23 protein-coding genes, 1 other RNA gene and 1 riboswitch are annotated in these 17,135 nt (G+C 64.2%); of the genes, 13 read left to right on the top strand and 11 right to left on the bottom strand.

Features of this window, described 5'->3' with window-relative positions; genetic code table 11:
* Positions 1-20 precede the first annotated feature (20 nt).
* Positions 21-818 (top strand): hypothetical protein, encoded by a 798-nt coding sequence (locus CXQ89_RS02310; RefSeq protein ID WP_146067185.1) that lies wholly within the window; start codon positions 21-23, stop codon positions 816-818.
* An 18-nt stretch (positions 819-836) separates the two neighbouring features.
* On the opposite strand, the gene CXQ89_RS02305 is transcribed toward CXQ89_RS02310, so the two are convergent.
* Entirely contained in the window at positions 837-1,067 is a 231-nt protein-coding gene (locus tag CXQ89_RS02305) for a hypothetical protein (protein WP_146067184.1), read from the bottom strand.
* Between the two features lie 50 nt (positions 1,068-1,117).
* Positions 1,118-2,014, bottom strand: a complete 897-nt coding sequence (locus CXQ89_RS02300) for an ABC transporter substrate-binding protein (RefSeq protein ID WP_181032209.1) — start codon at positions 2,012-2,014, stop codon at positions 1,118-1,120.
* Between the two features lie 160 nt (positions 2,015-2,174).
* Between CXQ89_RS02300 and CXQ89_RS02295 the strand changes: the two genes are divergently transcribed.
* Entirely contained in the window at positions 2,175-2,549 is a 375-nt protein-coding gene (locus tag CXQ89_RS02295; RefSeq protein ID WP_181032208.1) for a DUF4440 domain-containing protein, read from the top strand.
* Between the two features lie 45 nt (positions 2,550-2,594).
* On the opposite strand, the gene ssrA is transcribed toward CXQ89_RS02295, so the two are convergent.
* The 3 genes from ssrA to CXQ89_RS02280 form a co-directional block, all read right to left on the bottom strand.
* Positions 2,595-2,964, bottom strand: a transfer-messenger RNA (tmRNA) gene (ssrA, locus tag CXQ89_RS02290).
* 111 nt (positions 2,965-3,075) lie between these two features.
* On the bottom strand, positions 3,076-3,570 hold the full coding sequence (locus CXQ89_RS02285) for a hypothetical protein (RefSeq protein ID WP_207348296.1): 495 nt from the start codon (positions 3,568-3,570) through the stop codon (positions 3,076-3,078).
* A gap of 47 nt (positions 3,571-3,617) precedes the next feature.
* Entirely contained in the window at positions 3,618-3,917 is a 300-nt protein-coding gene (locus CXQ89_RS02280) for a hypothetical protein (RefSeq protein ID WP_104102140.1), read from the bottom strand.
* A 115-nt stretch (positions 3,918-4,032) separates the two neighbouring features.
* Here CXQ89_RS02280 and CXQ89_RS02275 point away from each other — a divergent pair, with 115 nt between their 5' ends.
* Complete coding sequence (locus CXQ89_RS02275; RefSeq protein ID WP_104160156.1) at positions 4,033-4,974, top strand: SMP-30/gluconolactonase/LRE family protein; 942 nt, start codon at positions 4,033-4,035, stop codon at positions 4,972-4,974.
* A gap of 25 nt (positions 4,975-4,999) precedes the next feature.
* On the opposite strand, the gene CXQ89_RS02270 is transcribed toward CXQ89_RS02275, so the two are convergent.
* Complete coding sequence (locus CXQ89_RS02270) at positions 5,000-5,347, bottom strand: antibiotic biosynthesis monooxygenase (protein WP_104160155.1); 348 nt, start codon at positions 5,345-5,347, stop codon at positions 5,000-5,002.
* 97 nt (positions 5,348-5,444) lie between these two features.
* Positions 5,445-5,509: riboswitch (guanidine-III (ykkC-III) riboswitch) on the top strand.
* 10 nt (positions 5,510-5,519) lie between these two features.
* On the opposite strand from CXQ89_RS02270, the gene CXQ89_RS02265 reads away from it, so the two are divergent.
* The 3 genes from CXQ89_RS02265 to CXQ89_RS02255 all read left to right on the top strand — a co-directional run bounded on the left by CXQ89_RS02265 (position 5,520) and on the right by CXQ89_RS02255 (position 7,732).
* The gene (locus CXQ89_RS02265) at positions 5,520-5,834 is read left to right on the top strand and encodes a multidrug efflux SMR transporter (RefSeq protein ID WP_104053259.1); all 315 of its coding nucleotides are present in this window, start codon (positions 5,520-5,522) and stop codon (positions 5,832-5,834) included.
* 2 nt (positions 5,835-5,836) lie between these two features.
* A complete protein-coding gene (locus tag CXQ89_RS02260) occupies positions 5,837-6,202 on the top strand; it encodes a multidrug efflux SMR transporter (protein ID WP_104160154.1) in 366 nt (121 codons plus the stop codon).
* Positions 6,203-6,268: 66 nt separating this feature from the next.
* Entirely contained in the window at positions 6,269-7,732 is a 1,464-nt protein-coding gene (locus CXQ89_RS02255) for an amino acid permease (protein WP_104160153.1), read from the top strand.
* Between the two features lie 44 nt (positions 7,733-7,776).
* Here CXQ89_RS02255 and CXQ89_RS02250 read toward each other — a convergent pair whose 3' ends face one another.
* A complete protein-coding gene (locus tag CXQ89_RS02250) occupies positions 7,777-8,973 on the bottom strand; it encodes an MFS transporter (RefSeq protein WP_258059806.1) in 1,197 nt (398 codons plus the stop codon).
* A gap of 170 nt (positions 8,974-9,143) precedes the next feature.
* Between CXQ89_RS02250 and CXQ89_RS02245 the strand changes: the two genes are divergently transcribed.
* The 3 genes from CXQ89_RS02245 to CXQ89_RS02235 all read left to right on the top strand — a co-directional run bounded on the left by CXQ89_RS02245 (position 9,144) and on the right by CXQ89_RS02235 (position 10,384).
* On the top strand, positions 9,144-9,497 hold the full coding sequence (locus CXQ89_RS02245) for a hypothetical protein (protein WP_146067183.1): 354 nt from the start codon (positions 9,144-9,146) through the stop codon (positions 9,495-9,497).
* Between the two features lie 111 nt (positions 9,498-9,608).
* A complete protein-coding gene (locus CXQ89_RS02240; RefSeq protein WP_104053263.1) occupies positions 9,609-9,905 on the top strand; it encodes a hypothetical protein in 297 nt (98 codons plus the stop codon).
* A 110-nt stretch (positions 9,906-10,015) separates the two neighbouring features.
* On the top strand, positions 10,016-10,384 hold the full coding sequence (locus CXQ89_RS02235) for a DUF1622 domain-containing protein (protein WP_104160150.1): 369 nt from the start codon (positions 10,016-10,018) through the stop codon (positions 10,382-10,384).
* Between the two features lie 60 nt (positions 10,385-10,444).
* Here the strand turns inward: CXQ89_RS02235 and CXQ89_RS02230 are convergent, their stop codons facing one another.
* Positions 10,445-10,930, bottom strand: coding sequence for a hypothetical protein (locus tag CXQ89_RS02230; RefSeq protein WP_146067182.1), 486 nt, complete (start codon positions 10,928-10,930; stop codon positions 10,445-10,447).
* Positions 10,931-11,164: 234 nt separating this feature from the next.
* Between CXQ89_RS02230 and CXQ89_RS02225 the strand changes: the two genes are divergently transcribed.
* Positions 11,165-11,446, top strand: a complete 282-nt coding sequence (locus tag CXQ89_RS02225; protein WP_181032207.1) for a PLDc N-terminal domain-containing protein — start codon at positions 11,165-11,167, stop codon at positions 11,444-11,446.
* A gap of 90 nt (positions 11,447-11,536) precedes the next feature.
* Here the strand turns inward: CXQ89_RS02225 and CXQ89_RS02220 are convergent, their stop codons facing one another.
* Positions 11,537-13,012, bottom strand: a complete 1,476-nt coding sequence (locus CXQ89_RS02220) for an HNH endonuclease signature motif containing protein (RefSeq protein ID WP_258059916.1) — start codon at positions 13,010-13,012, stop codon at positions 11,537-11,539.
* Between the two features lie 14 nt (positions 13,013-13,026).
* Positions 13,027-13,290, bottom strand: a complete 264-nt coding sequence (locus tag CXQ89_RS18285) for a hypothetical protein (protein WP_181032205.1) — start codon at positions 13,288-13,290, stop codon at positions 13,027-13,029.
* A gap of 287 nt (positions 13,291-13,577) precedes the next feature.
* On the opposite strand from CXQ89_RS18285, the gene CXQ89_RS02215 reads away from it, so the two are divergent.
* The gene (locus CXQ89_RS02215) at positions 13,578-14,801 is read left to right on the top strand and encodes an Nramp family divalent metal transporter (protein ID WP_104053268.1); all 1,224 of its coding nucleotides are present in this window, start codon (positions 13,578-13,580) and stop codon (positions 14,799-14,801) included.
* A gap of 64 nt (positions 14,802-14,865) precedes the next feature.
* Here the strand turns inward: CXQ89_RS02215 and trxB are convergent, their stop codons facing one another.
* Positions 14,866-15,843: a thioredoxin-disulfide reductase gene (gene trxB, locus CXQ89_RS02210; protein WP_104160663.1), complete on the bottom strand. Its 978-nt coding sequence runs from the start codon at positions 15,841-15,843 to the stop codon at positions 14,866-14,868.
* Positions 15,844-15,957: 114 nt separating this feature from the next.
* Between trxB and CXQ89_RS02205 the strand changes: the two genes are divergently transcribed.
* Positions 15,958-16,542, top strand: coding sequence for a GNAT family N-acetyltransferase (locus CXQ89_RS02205; protein WP_104160146.1), 585 nt, complete (start codon positions 15,958-15,960; stop codon positions 16,540-16,542).
* A complete protein-coding gene (locus CXQ89_RS02200; RefSeq protein ID WP_104160145.1) occupies positions 16,542-17,135 on the top strand; it encodes a GNAT family N-acetyltransferase in 594 nt (197 codons plus the stop codon). The genes CXQ89_RS02205 and CXQ89_RS02200 overlap by 1 nt, the downstream gene beginning before the upstream one ends.

The following is a 17,135-nucleotide window of genomic DNA, read 5'->3' as shown; positions in this document are numbered from 1 at the left end:
CTGTCGCCATGCTGAAGAGAGTGGCAAAGAAAGTCGCGGTGGCAGCACTCATTTTTACGGCCTTTGTTGCGGGCCTTGCTGCGGTACTGGGTTACGGTGCACTCCAGCTCGTCCAGGCTGCGGTGTTCGGTGACGACGGCGACCCCTCCGTCTGGTCCTTCTTTGCCGCCTTCATGGCGCCGTCGCTTTTTATCGGAGCCCTGGTGCTGCTGACCATGGGGGTGCGTTCCTCGCGGCGCCGCGCCCGGGCGGCGCAAAGCAGGCGCAGCAATGCCGCTGCGCAGGCCGAGTCCTGGCGCCGGTTGTACGTACGGAGGGACGAACTCCTGGTGCGGTGGTCCCGTTACGAGACCGACGTCGCCCTGATGATCGACTATCCCGTCATGACGGACTACACGGACCCGGTGGTCCGGGACGTCATTGTCGCCATGCAGGGCATCCGTGCCGCCGAAGCCGAGGCACTGGATCTGGACCGCGGTCCGGCCGAAGCATCCAAACTCTTTCATGCGGTCAACAGGTTTGAGGTTGCCTTCCTGACAGCTGAAAAGTATGCCCGGCGCTGCGGGCAGTCCAAGCTCAATCCCGCCGAACGCACCAAGCTCGCCGGCGCCCGGCAGGCACTGAACATCATCCTTGACGGCGCGGCGACGCCGTCCGAGGTGGAGGTTGCCTACCGAAGCCTGCGGGGTTCGCTGCGCGGGATCATCGACCTGCCGGACCGTGCCGTGGCCGATCTCCAGGCCCACACCCGGCAAAGCCTCGGCGTGCGGCCCCACGGTTCGTCACCGGCACCCGCTCCGGCACACCGGGCAGCCTAACCGCAGCAGCCCAACCGGTTACTGAGCATTCCCGCGGGGATACTCGTCCTCGTCGGTATCTCCGCTTTCCGTACTCTGCTCCAAGCGGTCCGCTTCCGAACCGTCAGCACGCAGCGGGTCACCGTGTGCCTGCACCGGGTCCTGGGATCCGGCATCCTCCTGCCCGTCGGGGATGGCAGGGGTTTGCTGTTCCTGGGCATCGGCTTCGTTTTCGGTAGGTACAGCGGGGCGGTCATCTGCTTCGGACATCAGCATTCTCCTTTGCCGGAAACGTTTTCCTTTTGCGAGAAACGGGGCTTTCAAGCTCCGCTGTTGACGAAGAACGCGGACAGGTCCCCGTAGGGATTCACCGCCGGATCGGCATCGAATCCGTTGTATTGCTTCCGCAGTCCAATGACGGCACGGGCGGTCTCATCGGTGATATCCGTGTCGCGGGCGAGACCCCAGGGGCCAAGTTCGGCGTCGAGCACCCGCCGGGCATCCGGCGCGTGCAGGTCACGGGCATTGGCGATCAGGTCAGCGGCCTCGTCCCTGTTGTTTGGCTCCAGGGCCCAGGCCAGTGCAGCCTCATAAGCCTCCCGGAAACGGAGGGCCGTATCCCGGTTCTCGGCATACCAGTCCCCGTTCCAGGCGGCCACGCTCCCGACGTAGGGCAGGCCAAGCGCTGACTCGTCGGCCAAATGATTCATCCCCTGTTGGCCTGCCAGTACTTCCAGTCCGTCGCTCAGCAAAGTGGCGGCAGCGTAGCCGTCTGTCATCTTTCGGTAGCGTTCGGCAACGCTGCCGGAGCTGACCACCGTATAGTCGGCGTCGCGGCGCAGCCCGGCTTTTTCGAGGATGGAGTAGAGAACGTACGCGTAGCCGCTGTTCGGTGCGTCCACGGCCACCTCGCCTCCCCGCACCGCCTCCAGGGATGTGATTTCCGGTGGACTGATGACGCTGAGGCCCATCCCCAGATCCAGGGCGAAATCAGCCAGGACGTTCAGTGTGCGTCCCAGGTCATTGGAAGCGTTGCACCGGTAGTTGACCACGTTGTCCCAGGAGGTTTGCAGGACGTCGTAGTTTCCGGCGTCGAAGTCCCTGAACTGCTGTTCAGAGGACTCCACCTGTTCCAAGGTCACATGCACGTCATTGTCCGCAAAGTATCCCTTCTTCTCCCCCGCCGCCAACGCTGCCGAGATTGAAAAAACGCCCATTCTCAGGGGATTTGTGCTGCTGCCTGGCTGTGCCATTGAAGGTCCTTGATCTCTTGAAGGAAGCCCCCTGTCCATGTTCCAGCGTAGGGAGGCGCACCGTGCTGCAAAAGAACCCACGGTAATAAGGGCCATCTACAACCTGATGCGGCACACTGAACGCATGGGGACACACGGCCAGATCAGAGCCTCGGAGCTGGAGCTTCTGGCGTCCTCCACCCGGCGCGATGGGGCACGTTTGCGCCGCCTGCTGCACCCTGAGTTCCTGGAGATCGGACGCTCGGGGCGGCGGTGGACACGTGAAGAGATGATTGCGTCCCTCGGCGAGGAGGAGCAGCGGCCTGCCCCGGAGACGGATGAATGGGAATTCTCGGATCTGGCTCCGCACCTTGTCCTGGTTACCTACCGGATCCAAACCGGAACCACGGAGGATCCCGGGCACCGGCAAAGCCGGCATACCTCCGTATGGGACACCTCGTCCGGGCAGCCGCGTCTCCGCTTCCATCAGGGAACTCCCGTCCTGGGCAGCAGCGAATGAAAACGCGAAAGGCCTGCCCCTGGGGACAGGCCTTTCAATGCCGCTGCGTGGAGATGGGGGGAATCGAACCCCCGTCCGATGTTGTATTGCCAGGGCTTCTCCGGGCGCAGTATGCGTCGGATTTTCTCGGCCCCAGCCATCCTGCAAACAAGTGGCTGATCCGGGCCCAGCCGTCCAAAAGTCCCGAACACCCAGACGGCGGGAGTGTTCAGCAGTGGCCCTCTAAACGACGCCAGGATCCGGAGCGAGAGCGGCTCCGGGCTGACGGACTACTCCGGCTGCTTAGGCAGCGAGAGCGAAGTCAGTGCGCATAGGTTTGGCACTTATTTTTTTGCAGAGAGCGTTTACGAGATAACTCTGCGTTCTCGGCCCGCTTCCCCTGACTCAACAGACATCGTCGAAACCGATCATCCCCGTATTCAGTTGCCAAGCCCTTCCTGGCCGCCGCCTGCTACCGGCGTCCACCATTTATAACGACACGGTACCGCGGATGATTCCCGGGCAGGAACCCTCCGTGGCGCTGCAATCAATGGCTGGTGGTTCCCTGCCGCGATTCCAGGTCAGGCGCAATCCAGGCGTCCGACACCATTCCGGTGACCCACGCGTAGACGACCTTGTGCAGGACGTCGACGGCTCTTTCCTTCGCCGGCCAGGTTGCCGGCGGAGCACCGATACCGGTGGCGTTTTCCAAGGTTTGGTCCGTTGCCAGCCGCACCACGGTGAACCCGGTGTTGGCTTCGGGCCCGCGGATACCGGTCACGGACCAGACACCGCGCAGCGCACCAAGCACGGCACCGGTCCCCCAGTGCATGGCGTGGTTCCAGACCGGCGGCTGCGCATCCGGAGCGGGGTGCCTGCCCAGCAGGCTCAGGAGCGTCCGGGCCGGAACGTAGGAGTTGGGGCGGCTGGTCACTGCTTGTTCGAGCTTCTCGCCTGCGGTCATCGCGGCGACCCCTGCCAGACCTGCGACGGCACCCTGTCCGGCGGCTTTCAAGAGCATGCGTCCACGGGATTCTGCCATGTCTGCCTCCTGGTTAGGTGAGTCGAATCAGGACGGCTCAGGCCGCACTAGCGGCGGCGTCCGAAAATCAGCGAAGCAGCCGCTGTGGCAGCGGTGACCGTATAGACGGAGGGCCAGGCGCCGAGTTTCTTGGCCAGCGGGTGGGACAGCCCGAACGCTGCCACATAACCGGCGGTAAGGGCAGCGGCGGTGCCGGTTCCGGCGTCGCGCTTCCACATCATGAAGGCCGCCGTACCCGCCGCAGCCAGAACCGCACCGCCGAGCTGGCGGTTGCCGGTATCCCGGGCGGTCTTGTAGCCGCCGATCAGGCCGGCGCTGGAAACGAGGGAGGTCAGAAGTGCGCTCACAGTGGTTTTTCTCCTCTTGGCTGCTGATTACTGCTCCCAGCCTATCCCTCCGCGGCAGCGGCCGGAGTGTGTCTAGACTGTGAGCAAACTTCCCCCAACACCAAAAGGACCGCGCATGCCGACAACGCCGCAGACTCTGCTCGCCCAGGACGCCGCAGTGGAGAAGGTGGCCACCGGAGCACAATGGGCCGAGGGGCCCGTGTGGATTCCTGCCCGTTCCGCCGTGCGATTCAGTGACATCCCGGGCAACCGGATCCTGGAGTACCGCGAGGCCACCGGCGCTCTGGAGGTTTATGCCGCGGATGCCGAATTTACCAACGGCCGTGCCCTCGACCGCGAGGGCGCCGTGATCCAGTGCTCGCACGGAAGGCGTGCCATTGAGCGCGACACCGGCACCGCGCCCGACGCCGTTCCCTCCGTTTCCACGCTCGTGGACTCCTGGAACGGCCGGCGACTGAACTCACCCAACGACGTCGTTGTGAAGTCCGACGGCACCATCTGGTTTTCCGACCCCTCCTACGGCATCCAGAAGGAGGAAGAGGGGCATCCGGGACAGGAAGAGTACGGCGACCGCTGGGTGTTCCGCTTCGATCCGGCCAGCGGTGAGCTGACACCGGCGGTCATCGACGTTGAGGTCCCCAACGGGCTGGCCTTCTCACCGGATGAATCCATCCTCTATGTCTCCGACACCTCGCTGGGCACCCCCGCCATGGACGGCGGGCCGCGGCTGCACGGTCACGCGATCCACGCGTACGACGTCATCTCCGGCCGGTTTGCGCGAAACGGCCGGATTTTTGTGGAGGTTGGTCCGGGAGTTCCCGACGGTTTCCGCGTGGACGTACACGGGAATCTCTGGTCCTCCTCGAAGGAGGGCGTGCAGGTCTTTTCGCCCGAGGGTGAACGCATCCTGCAGATAGCTGTTCCGGAAACCGTCAGCAATGTCTGCTTTGGCGGCGACGACGGCCGCACCCTGTACATGACCGCGTCATCGAGCCTGTACCGGATCCGGACCACCGTCACCGATGCCTCTGCGGCGCTGCGGACCTCCGAGGCTTAACGCCGGAAGGTCCGCAGGGATGTGCCTAGTTTGCCGTTCCTTCGCTTCCTCCGGCGGGGCGGTAGCTCCACAGCTCGGCACTGATTCCCACCGGCCGGGCCCGGCGGGAATCAGACGAGGTGCCGCCGTCGGCCGTTTCCTGCCCGTGTCCATGGGCAAAATCCTTCGATGACACCCAGTCCTGGAAAGACTTCTCATCCCGCCAGCGGGTAACCACCAGCCAGGTGGTGCGCTCATCGGTCGGCTGCAGGAGTTCAAACCCTTCAAACCCCTCCTGCCCGTCCACGGCGCCGGCGCGTGCGGCGAACCGCCGGGCCAGCTCGTCTCCGGAGTCGGCGGGAACAGTTATGGCGTTGATTTTGACGATGCTCATGGCCCATTATCCCCACATCCGGCGGCGAACACCCCGGGTGCGGGAGTATCCGGGAGGGCTGTCCGGTTTGGCGGTGCCGCGTTTGCTACCCTAGGTAGCCAAGACCGGATCCCGGTCTCCGGACGACGGTTCAGTACCCGGACAGCGACAAGACTGGCCAAAGGATTTAGTCATGGCATGGGTCATCCTTGTTCTCTCCGGCATGCTGGAGGCCGTCTGGGCCACCGCACTGGGCAAATCGCAAAACTTCCGCCGGGTCTGGCCTACAGTGATCTTCGCCGCCGGCCTCCTGCTCAGCATGGCCGGACTCGCGGCGGCCATGCAGTCCATTCCCGTGGGCACCGCGTATGCGGTCTGGGTGGGAATCGGCGCAGTGCTGACGGCTGCCTACGCGATGGCCTTTGGCGGCGAGAAAGCCACCGCGCTGAAGGTCCTGCTGCTGCTGGGCGTCGTCGGCTGTGTTATCGGCCTGAAGGTGGTGGGCTGAACATGCCGTGGATTGTCCTGCTCCTGAGCGCCGTCCTTGAAGCCGTGTGGGCCACCGCCCTGGATGCTTCAGCGGGGTTCACCCTCCTGGTCCCCTCCCTCATCTTCCTTGCCGCATGCGTGGCCTCCATGGTGGGCCTGGCTTACGCCATGAACTCCATTCCCGTCTCCACGGCGTATGCCGTATGGACCGGGCTGGGCGCCGTCCTGACAGTCGCGTATGCCATGGTGTTCGGCAACGAACAGCCCGGACTGCTGAAGATCCTTTTCCTGGCCGGAATCATTGGCTGTGTGGTCGGCCTGAAGTTTGTGGAGTCTGCTCCCCGGGACAAGAGCCCAGACACTGTTCCCAGGGACCCGGCGGGTTGATACTTCTCTGAGCGCCGGGAATGCTCCGGCGCTCCGCGGTACCGGCAGCGATGATCGGAGCCTTCCATGTCCACAGCGGAAAGCGCGTCTTCCTCCCTTTTCCGGCGCAAGCCAATCGACGAGGTCGAAGACGAAAAGAGCGGCAGCAAACTCTTCAAAAGCCTGGGGCTGTGGCAGCTCACGGCTATCGGCGTCGGCGGCATCATTGGCATCGGCATCTTCACCCTTGCGGGTTTGGTTGCCAACGGTGGGCCTGACGCGCCCGGCGTCGGTCCGGGCGTGCTGATCTCGTTCCTTGTCGCGGGGCTGGCAAGTGCTGCAGCAGCACTGTCCTACGCTGAATTTGCCGGAATGGTCCCGCGAGCCGGTTCCGCCTATACGTATGGATATGTGGCTCTGGGCGAGATCATTGGCTGGTTTATCGGCTGGGACCTGCTTCTGGAATACACGGCCATTGTGGCCGTGGTTGCCATTGGCATCTCGGGCTATTTCACCGAGTTCATGAGCGGAATCGGCATTGACGTTCCGGCCTGGATGCAGGGCACCGGCGACACCGTTGAGGGCGGGGTCGTGAACGTGCCGGCCCTGGTGGTCTGCCTGTTCATTACCTGGATCCTCAGCCGGGGCACCAAGACCTTCGGGCGCTTCGAGCTGGTGGCGGTCGGCCTGAAAGTGCTGTTGATTCTCTTTATTGTGGGGCTGGGGTTCTTCTTCGTGAATACGGCCAACTACACACCGTTCCTGCCCAACGGTTTCGGTGCTGTCTTCACCGGTGCGGCTACGGTGTTCTTCGCGGTGTTTGGATATGACGCGATGAGCACGGCCGCTGAAGAAGCTACCGACGGCAAAAAACACATGCCAAAGGCCATCCTGCTTTCGCTGGCCGTGGCCATGGTCCTGTACATCCTGGCAACGCTGGTCCTGACCGGCATGCAGAATTACACCGAGATCAGCCCGACCGCCGGATTTGCCTCCGCCTTCCAGGCCGTGGGGCTTCCGGTCATTGCCACCGTTATCTCCGCCTTCGCCGTGCTGTCCATCCTCACCGTGATGCTCACCTTCCTGCTCGGCGTCACCCGGGTTTGGTTCTCCATGAGCCGCGACGGGCTGCTTCCGGGCTGGTTCTCGGGAACGGACCGGCACGGTACACCGCAGCGGGTCACCTGGATTGCCGGAATTACCTCGGCACTGCTGGCCGGAGTGTTTCCGATCCGTGCCGTGGCGGATCTGACGAACATCGGCATTCTGGCGGCATTTGTGGTGGTTTCGGTGGCTGTGATTGTGCTCCGCCGGCGGCAGCCGGACGCTCCGCGGGAGTTCCGGCTGCCGCTGATGCCTTGGATTCCGGCCTTCGGCGTGCTGTCCTCAGGCTTCCTGATGCTGCAGCTGCACTGGGAGACCTGGCTGCGTTTTGCCATCTGGCTCGTGATCGGCATTGTCATCTACTGGTTCTACGGCCGCCGCCACTCGCTGTTGAATCCAAATAGTCCGCGTCTGGCCAAGCCGCCGCCGGCGCCGGAAACCGCCTGAGGCGCAGAGTCGACGGCATATTTTCAGCTCTCCGCAACGGCACTTCACCTGTCCACAACGGCTGAGGTACGTGCGGTCACCCAGCGAAGGACCAGGCCCAGAACTACGCACACAAGGTAGCCGGCCGCAACAAACAACCAGCCCGCGAGGAATCCTCCCGAATACTGCAGCAGCAGTCCCATGGCCAGCGGACCCGAGGCGAATCCAACGTACATTCCCAGCGAGACCACACCGGATGCCGCCCCTACCCGGCCCGGCTCCACCTCCCGCATTGCTCCTGCCATCACCACCACATTCACCCCGAGCACCGTGGCCCCGTGGAGGGCCACTCCGGTCCACAGAAGTACGGGCATCCCTGTTTGCCCGGCGGCCAGCAGAAGCGCCGTCCCTCCGATGGCTCCCAGCGCCAAGATGAGCAGCAGCGACGCCACCGCGGTTCCGCCGGCAATCCGCCGGCCCCACAGCACCCGGGCCGCTACGCCAACCACTCCGGCAACTGCGGCAGCCGCTCCGGCCATCAGCAGTGAAAAGTCCAGCTCGCGCTGCGCAAACATCGGCAGGTAAACGTTGGTGGCCTGCATACCGGCGCCCGAAAACAGGGCAAACCCGGCCAGCAGCCAGACCGTGGGCGGGAACCGGTCGCGCGGGCCGGAAGCCGCACCCGTCCTTGGCAGCGCCGGCGGTGCAGCAGGCAGCTTGTTCCACGAATACATCAGGAGCACAGCCATGACGACGGCGGCTCCGGCGGCGGCGCCGCGCCAGCCGACCAGCAGTGCCGCAGCGGGGAAGAAGAGACTGGAAAACAGCTGGCTCGCCTGCACACCGGACTGCTTGATCCCCAACCACCCGGGACGCCGGACAGGGTCCACCTGGTGGGCAATCACCCTGTTGGTCGTGGGATTGGAAATCGCCTGTGCCGGTCCCGCCAGGCCCACGGCAATCAAAAGCCACAAATAGCTTCCGGACACAGCCATCAGCGTGAGTGCGAGAGCCGTGCCTCCGAAAATAAGGATGAGCTGGGCACGTCCGGAAATCCTGTCGCTAAGCCGGCCCAGGGACACGGAAGACAACGCCGCGCTGAGGAAACAAACCGTGGCCAGCAGCCCAAACTGCGCTTCGCTGATGCCCAGGTCGCCGATGATGAGCGTGCTCGTGGCGCTGATGCCGTAATTCATGACGGGCCCGGCACCCATTGCACACACCAGCACAAACAAAAGTCCGGGACCCGCTTTGTTGTTCACTTTCTGCCCTTCTCGCAACGACACAGTACATTCTGGCTCACCGGTGAACAACGCACTGACAAATAGCGGCTATCATCTGCTTAGGGCCGGTATAACCAGGCCTATTAGCTGGGGGAGTAGAAATGGGCGGGGAGTCTCAAACAGTGCCTTCTGTGCGGAAAAAATCCGCCATGCTTTTTCGTCGCGGGCGTACCATGCTCGTGCTGGTGGCCGTCTTTTGGCTGTGGCTGCTGCTGGGTAGCGCGAACTTCATAGCCGGCCTCTTTGATACCCCCTTTTACGCGATGCTGGCCCTTTACGGGCTGGGCGTGGTGACCCTCATTTCCCTGGGTGTGGCTGGAATGGCCATTTTCTACATGGTTGTCAACAAGCCTGCGCGTACAGAACTCCCCGCTGGCAGCTCCGCCCGTCCCGGTTTCTCGGAGCTTGCACCCGTTATTCGTCTCGTTCCGCGCAGGGTTGCCGACCACAGTGCAGCCCTGACCAACAAAGCCGCTGCCAAGTGGCGGGATCTGGCTTCCTGACTTCCGGTTGTTAGAACTCCCGGCGTTCCGTCAGTTCCCCGCCCCGGCCACCTGACGGAACCGGATCGTGCGGCACATCAAAATGTCAGTGCCGCACGACAGGCTTGTGCCATGACAGTCACCCACGCCCCCTACCGCCGCGAGCCGTACGTCCGTTTCCAGACGACGTCGTCGATCATAGACGGCAAGGCTTGCGCCTGGACCCGCGTCTCGGTGCTCCTGCACTGGATTGACGACCTCGGGCGCGCCCACAATCGCTGGGTGCCGGCTGAAAACGTCCGCCGCGTCGCCCGGGATGATTCATCGTGGCAGGACCCCTATGACGACTGGGCCTTCTACTATCCCGGCGCTGCCGCAGGTTCTTCTCCGGAGCGTTCTTCCCGGGAACTTCTGCCGACGGCCGCCTAAAGTCCTTCCGGGCCCCTTCCCTTGACACGGGCCGGAGCCCACCCGCTTATGGAGGTACGGGCGGTTCGGCCCACGGGAGCAACCATTGGAACCGGTGAGTGGAGCAGAGTATGGAATTTAAGGGCATCATTGAAGCCGCCGGCGAGCTTGTGGACCTGGCCGGGGTAGCCGTCATCATTGTTGGTGCCGTCCTCGCTACGGCGTCCGTGGTGCGCACCCTTCTGCGCCGTACGGGCCGCCCTGTCTACGAGGCGTACCGGCAGCAGCTGGGCCGGTCCATCCTGCTGGGCCTGGAGCTGCTGGTTGCAGCGGACATCATCCGGACCGTGGCTGTAACTCCCACGTTTGAATCGCTCGGGGTGTTGGCTCTCATCGTCCTGATACGGACCTTCCTTAGCTACACCCTGCAACTGGAAGTCACTGGACGGCTGCCCTGGCAGCAGGTTCGCCCACCCGAAGCGGCACCTCCGCCGGGGTAGCCGGCAGATCGGGGACGGGTATCCGGCACTTGCGGAACGGTCATCCGCGAGGCCTGCCTGTCAGGCGCGGCGGTCGTCCCGCACCGAGACCACGAGCAGAGCCGCGGTCAGCCCCAGCGTAAGTATGCCCACCGGGTTGGCCAGTGCGGCGGAGAAGCCTGCCGCTTCCGCTCCGACCAGCGCGGACATTACTGAACCGTCGTGCCCTGGTTCCCCGCCGACGTCGGGCACCAGGAAACCAAAGGCCCCGCCTGCCAGCCACAGCCCCAGCAGAAGAAAAGACGTGCGCAATGGTGCCCCGAAACGCGGCCGCCGGGCGGCAGCCACTGTGATGCGCGCTGCCGACAACAACATCAGGATGGCCATCAGCGGCCCAACAGTTGCCGCAAAGATCACTACCAGGTTCCCCTGGATGCCAAACAGCATCCGTCCTGCTGTGATCCACAGAGGAACCAGCAGAGCCATCGGGAGACTTAACGCCGCCGCAACAGCAGAAAAAACGGCTGCGGGACGGACCATGGACCGTGCCGGGGATGTGGTGCTCATGGTTTAAGGCTAGGCGAGGTTCACGGCTAAACATGTTTCCGGCCAGGCGCACGGGCAGGTCCCGGCCGTACTACTTGGGGACGGTACGGATCGCCCGCATGTCATCACAGGGGATGAGGTTATTTGTCCTGCCGGAACCCTATTCTGGAATGGCGTCCACCCCCAAATAAACGGCGCGACCCCGTTCATTGTTTGTTCTGACTCCGTTCATGATGAAAGAGCATGGTTTTCGTTATGCCTATCGAATACCTGATGTGGGCTCCTCTGGTGGTGCTGTCATTGGTTCTGTACCTCACTTTGGCTGCCGCAGCGCTCTACAGTCTGGCCGGTTCCCCGTGGGTTTCCAGCTCGGCACGTCGTGGGTGGATGTTTGCTGTTGTGCTGCTTCCGGTGGTGGGGTCGGTGCTGTGGTTGGCCGCTTCCCACCGGCGGACTGCGGCCTTTCCCACCGACGGCGGCGATAAGCCCTCAACGTTGGAGGGGCCGGAAATTCTCTTGGAAGTCCGCGATCCCTAGGACTGCTCAAGCGCCGCGAAGACACGGCGGGTCATGAGATCGGATCATGAGAATGGCCGACAGCAGGGCGGCGGATCGTCCGAACTATCGTCAAAAGGGTGGCGGATCGTCGCCGTAGTCTTCCGGAGGCTCGCCTTCAGGGATCCAGCCCGACATCCGGCTTACAGCAGGTTTCGTGTCTTCCTCTCTGGGTCCCGCGCTTAGTCCTGCGTTTGGTCCTGTGCTTGGTGCTGCGTTTGGTGCTGAGGCCAGGGTCAGGTGCGGATCGGTCCGGTAGGTCCGCCCGCCCGGCGACGTCCACTCAATAATCCCGGGACTGCGTTGGTGGGCTTTCCAGAAACCCCGGGACTTGAACATGTGATGCCGCTTGCAGAGATGCTCCAGGTTGTCATGATCGGTGCTCCCGCCGTGGGACCAGGGTTTGGTGTGATCGATTTCGGCGATGACGGCGTTGGTCCGGCATCCCGGGAACCGGCAGGTCCCGTCGCGGGCTCGCAGCCAGCGCTGCAGCCCGGCAGGTACTTTCCGCCGCCGCCCGACCCGCAGGATCTCCTCAGTGTCCGGATGTCGTTCCACCGGTGTCCAGTGTGCTGCCTGCCGGGCCAGCCGGCGGGCAGTTTCGGGGCTGATCGGCCCGTATCCGTGCAGTTCGGCAGGCTGTTCATCAGCACCGACCAGGGTCTCGGCAGTGATCAGGACCAGAATTTCCGTGCGGGCCCGGGCACGTGCCCGGGCCCGGTTATCCTTGGTGTCGCGGCCGCTGTCCCTGTCCCTGTCCCTGCGGTCCCGGCCACCGGCCTCCACGCTGTGGGAGTCACCGCGGTCTCGGCCACCGCTATCTAATCCACCGGCATCGCTGGCATCCTCATCACCGTCGAGCAGGTCAGCCAGAATGTCCGCCCGCAACTGATCCACTCCCCGCGGATCCCCCGCACCCTGCTCACCGCGCGCCGCCGTGGTCAGCTGCGTATAAACCAGCTGCGCCCTCGCAGCGGGCAATAACGCCGACAGCCACGACATCCCGTCCTCCTCCGGCACCAAACACACCCGCCGCCGTTCAAAAGCACTCTTATGCCGGACCGGAATGGTGTCCGGATACCGATTCTCCCGCAGCCTTCTGGCCTTCACCCGGAACTGGGACGACGTCTGCCCCGCACCAGCGGCCTCCAGCAAGGCAGCCTCGAAACCGGCCAGTTCGGAGTCGGGGACGTTCTGGGATTGGTCCAGCACCGTCTGCACATGCCCGTAGCCCAGGGCCCCGTCCTCCAGCCGGGCCAGGGTTGCGGTGTGGGTGGTGCATAACCGTCCCGCCTCACTCATCAGCATCTTCGCGGTGTTCGTGGGCAGGTGCAGGATGGCTGCGGCTTCCTCCGCGGCCAGGCTGAAGGTCAGGGCCGGATCCTCCCGGCCAACATCTTCGAGGAGCTCGTCACGGAAGAGGGTTTCCATCCGGTGCAGCACCTTGGCCTGCTGGGCCTGCGCCCACCGCACCACAGCATCCAACCGGGACAACACCACACTGGTTTCGTCCTGGGTCAGGGACTCCGCACCCTGCAGGACCAACACTCCGCTCAAACCCTCTAGGCTCTGAGCAGTTCCAGGATCAGCGGTACCGGATTGAGCGGCACCGGGTGCGGCATCAAAGACCGACCGGCTGGAGACAGCATGCCGTTTGGCGCCATCGGCCAGCCCGGCAGCCTGCCCGGCACCGAATGCTTCACCAGTGCCTTCGCGTCGAAAAGATCCGTTCTGATCCATGTCTTCAGGCTTTCACCTGCCACCGACATTTCCGTCCCGAAAACAGCCCCAAAAGCCGGAAAACAGGCCTCTTTGGGACGTTCCAAATACTCGACTTTTTCCCAAAACTACTTGCCAGGAGGAGGGCTGCCTACGCCGCGCCGGCGCACACCGTCAAAGCGATCTATATCGGTTCCCCACATCCGCCGTCCGAACCCACCCGTGGACGAGCCCCCTCCCACCCCATCCGAAAAGTTCGCCAGCCCAGCTCCGCGATCTTCGGGCCACCGAACTTTTGTGTTACGTTGCTGTCATGAGCCGCAAGACTGCCCTCCTGAGGCCCGCCAAGCCGGCAACAGGCGCACCTTCCCCTGTGCCCGCTTCCCCGACCGAAATGCCCGCTGTTCCCAAACGCCTGATCTGGATGCTGGGACCCGCACTGGTTGCGGGAGTCGCCTATCTGGATCCGGGAAACGTGGCCAGCAACATGACGGCGGGCGCCCGGTTCGGCTACCTGCTGGTGTGGGTTGTGGTTGCCGCGAACATCATGGCCTGGCTCATCCAGTACCTCTCCGCAAAACTTGGACTGGTCACCGGCAAATCCCTGCCCGAACTGCTGGGAGAACGACTGGGCCGCAAAACCGGACGCCGCCTCTACTGGCTCCAGGCGGAGCTCGTAGCCATGGCCACCGATGTGGCCGAAGTGATCGGCGGCGCCGTGGCCTTGTGGCTGCTGTTCGACCTGCCGCTGCTCCTCGGCGGCGTCATTACCGGGGTCATATCCATGGCTGTTCTGGGCCTTCAGGGCAGCGGACGTCACCGCACGTTTGAGTACGTCATCGTGTCCATGATGGCGATTATTGCCGTCGGCTTCACGGCCGGAATCGTGATTTCACCGCCCGACGGGGGCGCCGTGGCTGACGGCCTCATCCCCCGCTTCGAGGGAAGCGAATCCGTGCTGCTCGCAGCATCCATTCTTGGCGCAACGGTCATGCCGCACGCCATTTACGCGCATTCGGCACTGACCCGGGACCGGTTCCCGGACCGCACTGCTTTCCTAACGACCCCGAGGCTGATCCGAGCCACCCGCTGGGATGTCACCATTGCTCTCGCTGTCGCCGGAACCGTGAACCTGGCGATCCTGCTCCTGGCAGCGAGCTCCCTCCAGGGCGTCGCCGGAACCGACACCTTGGAAGGTGCGCACGCTGCGATCGCTGCGTCCCTTGGCGGCGCCGTCGCCACCCTTTTTGCCGTTGGCCTGCTGGCCTCCGGCCTGGCGTCCACCTCCGTAGGCGCCTACGCCGGCGCCGAAATCATGCAGGGGCTGCTGAAGGTCCGCATGCCGATGCTGCTGCGCCGCCTGATCACGCTGATTCCCGCTCTGCTGATCCTGGCGGCCGGCGTCGACCCCACTTGGGCACTCATCCTCAGCCAGGTCATCCTGTCCTTCGGCATTCCGTTTGCCCTGATCCCGCTGGTGTGGCTGACCTCGCGCCGGGATCTAATGGGTGTGCACACCAACCGCTGGTGGACCACCGCGCTGGGAGTGGTGGTGGCCATCCTGCTGGTGGGGCTGAACATTACGCTGCTCGTGCTGACCTTCACCGGCGCGGCTTAGCGCCGGAAAGGTCCAACACCACAGCACGACGACGACGGGAACCTCCGTGTCACCGGTCCCCTGCTCAGTCGTTTAGCGTCCCCTCCACCAGCGCGGTGGCAATGCTGTCAGCATCCTGCACCGCGGCCAGATAGCGTTCGGCGTCCAGAGCTGCGGCGCACCCGGTGCCGGCGGCGGTGATGGCCTGACGGTAGCGGTGGTCCACGGCATCGCCGCACGCAAAAACACCGTCGGCGGAGGTAGCCGTGGTGGGTGCCGCCACCGTTATGTAACCCTCCGCGTCAAGGTCCACCTGCCCATGCAGCAGTTCGGTGCGCGGCACATGCCCGATGGCGACAAATACCCCGGTAGCCGCCAACTCGCGCCGTTCTCCCGTGACCGTGTCGGTAAGGGTCACCCCCGTCACCTTGTCCTGGCCGTGCACCGCGGTCACTTCGCTGTTCCACTCAAATCGGATCTTTTCGTGGCTCTTGGCCCGCATGGCCATGATGCGTGAGGCCCGCAGCTCGCCGCGCCGCACAATCACCGTGACGGTCCGTCCGAACCGGCTCAGGAACAGAGCCTCCTCCATGGCGGAATCGCCGCCGCCCACCACCAGCACGTCCTGGTTCCGGAAAAAGAAACCGTCGCAGGTGGCACACCATGAGATGCCGCGGCCGTTGAGCCGCTTCTCCTCCGGCAGACCCAGTTCCTTGTACGCGGATCCCGTGGCCAGAATGACGCTGCGTGCCTTGTATTTGTCGCCGCCGCCGGTCTCCACCCGCTTAATGTGCCCACCCAGATCCACTGACACGACGTCGTCGTACTGCACCACGGCACCGAACTTTTCCGCCTGCCGGCGCAGGCTGTCCATCAGGTCCGGGCCCTGAATACCGTCCGGAAAGCCGGGAAAGTTTTCCACTTCAGTGGTGTTCATCAGGGCTCCGCCCGCGGTCACCGACCCGGCAAGAACACGCGGTTTCAGACCAGCCCGGGCCGCATAAATGGCCGCTGTGTAGCCGGACGGACCGGAGCCGATGATGATGACCTGATCGGTATTCATGAGGTAGTCCTTGGCGTGCGGTCTGGTGGGGAACAGCAGGGGCACTGATCCCAGTGTGACCGCCCCGGCTCCGGCCGGGAAGAAGTTCCGTGCCGGCGCCGCCATAATGGAGCGATGCCCTCTCCTTCACCGACTCCCGCCCGGCAGCATCCCGCTTCCCGGCGGCCTGGCGTACACCTGGCGCAGTTGCCCGTGGCTGCCATTGACGCGCTGGCAGCAGGAGACTTGGACACCGCCAACCGGCACTCCCCCGTTCCCCTCACCCGGCATTTTTCCTCCGACCGGCAGTCGCTGTGGAAAATGCGCAGCGCCCAGCTTGCGGCAGCGCCCGACGACGCCGGCTGGATCACCGGGGCCATCGTCGACACGGAGTCGGGGCAGGCTGTGGGCTGCGCAGGTTTTCACGGACCGCCGGATTCGGACGGCATGGTGGAACTGGGCTATTCCGTGGATCCAATGTTCCGCCGCCGCGGCTACGCCCGCACCGCATTGGAACTGCTGCTGGCCCGGGCCGCCCGCGAGCCGGACGTCCGCACTGTGCGCGCCACTATCAGCCCGGATAACGAAGCATCCCGCAACCTGGTGCTGCAGTACGGGTTCGAGGAAAACGGTTCCCAGTGGGATGAGGAAGACGGGCTGGAGATCATTTTCGAAGTGGCAGCGGGAAACCAATCCGGACACCCCAGTAGGCTGATCTGATGCTTCCCGAGAACCTCTTTGCCAACCAGGCCACCTTAACCACCGCCCGGCTCCGGCTGGAACCGCTCGGGCCGGAACATTTTGAGGGCGCCTGGGCCAGCCTGCAGGATCCGGAAGCACGGCGCCTGACCGGAACCCACGCAGAATTCACCCCCGAACAAATTCAGGCATGGCTGGCCGGGCTCGCCGGACAGCATGACCGCGGGGACTGGGCCGTCATCCGGCGCTCCGACGAACACCACCCGGAGGAACGGTACTTGGGCGAAGTGGTGCTGAACGATCTCGATGCCGACAACGGGTCGGTCGGATTCCGGATTGCCCTGGCACCGGCGGACGTGCGGGGACAGGGGTACGGGACCGAGGCGACGGCCGCCGTCGTCGGGCACGCGTTTGATGATCTGGGCCTGCACCGGGTGGCGCTGGAGGTTTTTGCGTTCAATCCCCGGGCCCAGCGCGCCTATGAGAAGGCCGGGTTCACCGTGGAGGGCCGCCAGCGCGAGGCTCTGCTCTGGGACGGTGAGCGGGTGGATGCGATCAGCATGGGTATCCTCGCACGTGATCCGCGGCCCGCCCTGCCGGTCCCAACAGCCTAA

Origin of the sequence: Arthrobacter sp. ZGTC212 (assembly GCF_002929255.1) — a bacterium.
Lineage (GTDB): Bacteria > Actinomycetota > Actinomycetes > Actinomycetales > Micrococcaceae > Arthrobacter_B > Arthrobacter_B sunyaminii.
This window is presented reverse-complemented; position numbering and strand designations above follow the sequence as displayed.

What these genes read in the sequence shown, in the direction of transcription:
- CXQ89_RS02305 (WP_146067184.1), bottom strand. Translation starts at nt 1,067, where the DNA reads ATGTCCGAAGCAGATGACCGCCCCGCTGTACCTACCGAAAACGAAGCC.
- CXQ89_RS02300 (WP_181032209.1), bottom strand. Translation starts at nt 2,014, where the DNA reads ATGGGCGTTTTTTCAATCTCGGCAGCGTTGGCGGCGGGGGAGAAGAAG.
- CXQ89_RS02295 (WP_181032208.1), top strand. Translation starts at nt 2,175, where the DNA reads ATGGGGACACACGGCCAGATCAGAGCCTCGGAGCTGGAGCTTCTGGCG.
- CXQ89_RS02285 (WP_207348296.1), bottom strand. Translation starts at nt 3,570, where the DNA reads ATGGCAGAATCCCGTGGACGCATGCTCTTGAAAGCCGCCGGACAGGGT.
- CXQ89_RS02275 (WP_104160156.1), top strand. Translation starts at nt 4,033, where the DNA reads ATGCCGACAACGCCGCAGACTCTGCTCGCCCAGGACGCCGCAGTGGAG.
- CXQ89_RS02270 (WP_104160155.1), bottom strand. Translation starts at nt 5,347, where the DNA reads ATGAGCATCGTCAAAATCAACGCCATAACTGTTCCCGCCGACTCCGGA.
- CXQ89_RS02265 (WP_104053259.1), top strand. Translation starts at nt 5,520, where the DNA reads ATGGCATGGGTCATCCTTGTTCTCTCCGGCATGCTGGAGGCCGTCTGG.
- CXQ89_RS02260 (WP_104160154.1), top strand. Translation starts at nt 5,837, where the DNA reads ATGCCGTGGATTGTCCTGCTCCTGAGCGCCGTCCTTGAAGCCGTGTGG.
- CXQ89_RS02255 (WP_104160153.1), top strand. Translation starts at nt 6,269, where the DNA reads ATGTCCACAGCGGAAAGCGCGTCTTCCTCCCTTTTCCGGCGCAAGCCA.
- CXQ89_RS02245 (WP_146067183.1), top strand. Translation starts at nt 9,144, where the DNA reads ATGCTTTTTCGTCGCGGGCGTACCATGCTCGTGCTGGTGGCCGTCTTT.
- CXQ89_RS02240 (WP_104053263.1), top strand. Translation starts at nt 9,609, where the DNA reads ATGACAGTCACCCACGCCCCCTACCGCCGCGAGCCGTACGTCCGTTTC.
- CXQ89_RS02235 (WP_104160150.1), top strand. Translation starts at nt 10,016, where the DNA reads ATGGAATTTAAGGGCATCATTGAAGCCGCCGGCGAGCTTGTGGACCTG.
- CXQ89_RS02230 (WP_146067182.1), bottom strand. Translation starts at nt 10,930, where the DNA reads ATGAGCACCACATCCCCGGCACGGTCCATGGTCCGTCCCGCAGCCGTT.
- CXQ89_RS02225 (WP_181032207.1), top strand. Translation starts at nt 11,165, where the DNA reads ATGCCTATCGAATACCTGATGTGGGCTCCTCTGGTGGTGCTGTCATTG.
- CXQ89_RS02215 (WP_104053268.1), top strand. Translation starts at nt 13,578, where the DNA reads ATGCCCGCTGTTCCCAAACGCCTGATCTGGATGCTGGGACCCGCACTG.
- trxB (WP_104160663.1), bottom strand. Translation starts at nt 15,843, where the DNA reads ATGAATACCGATCAGGTCATCATCATCGGCTCCGGTCCGTCCGGCTAC.
- CXQ89_RS02205 (WP_104160146.1), top strand. Translation starts at nt 15,958, where the DNA reads ATGCCCTCTCCTTCACCGACTCCCGCCCGGCAGCATCCCGCTTCCCGG.
- CXQ89_RS02200 (WP_104160145.1), top strand. Translation starts at nt 16,542, where the DNA reads ATGCTTCCCGAGAACCTCTTTGCCAACCAGGCCACCTTAACCACCGCC.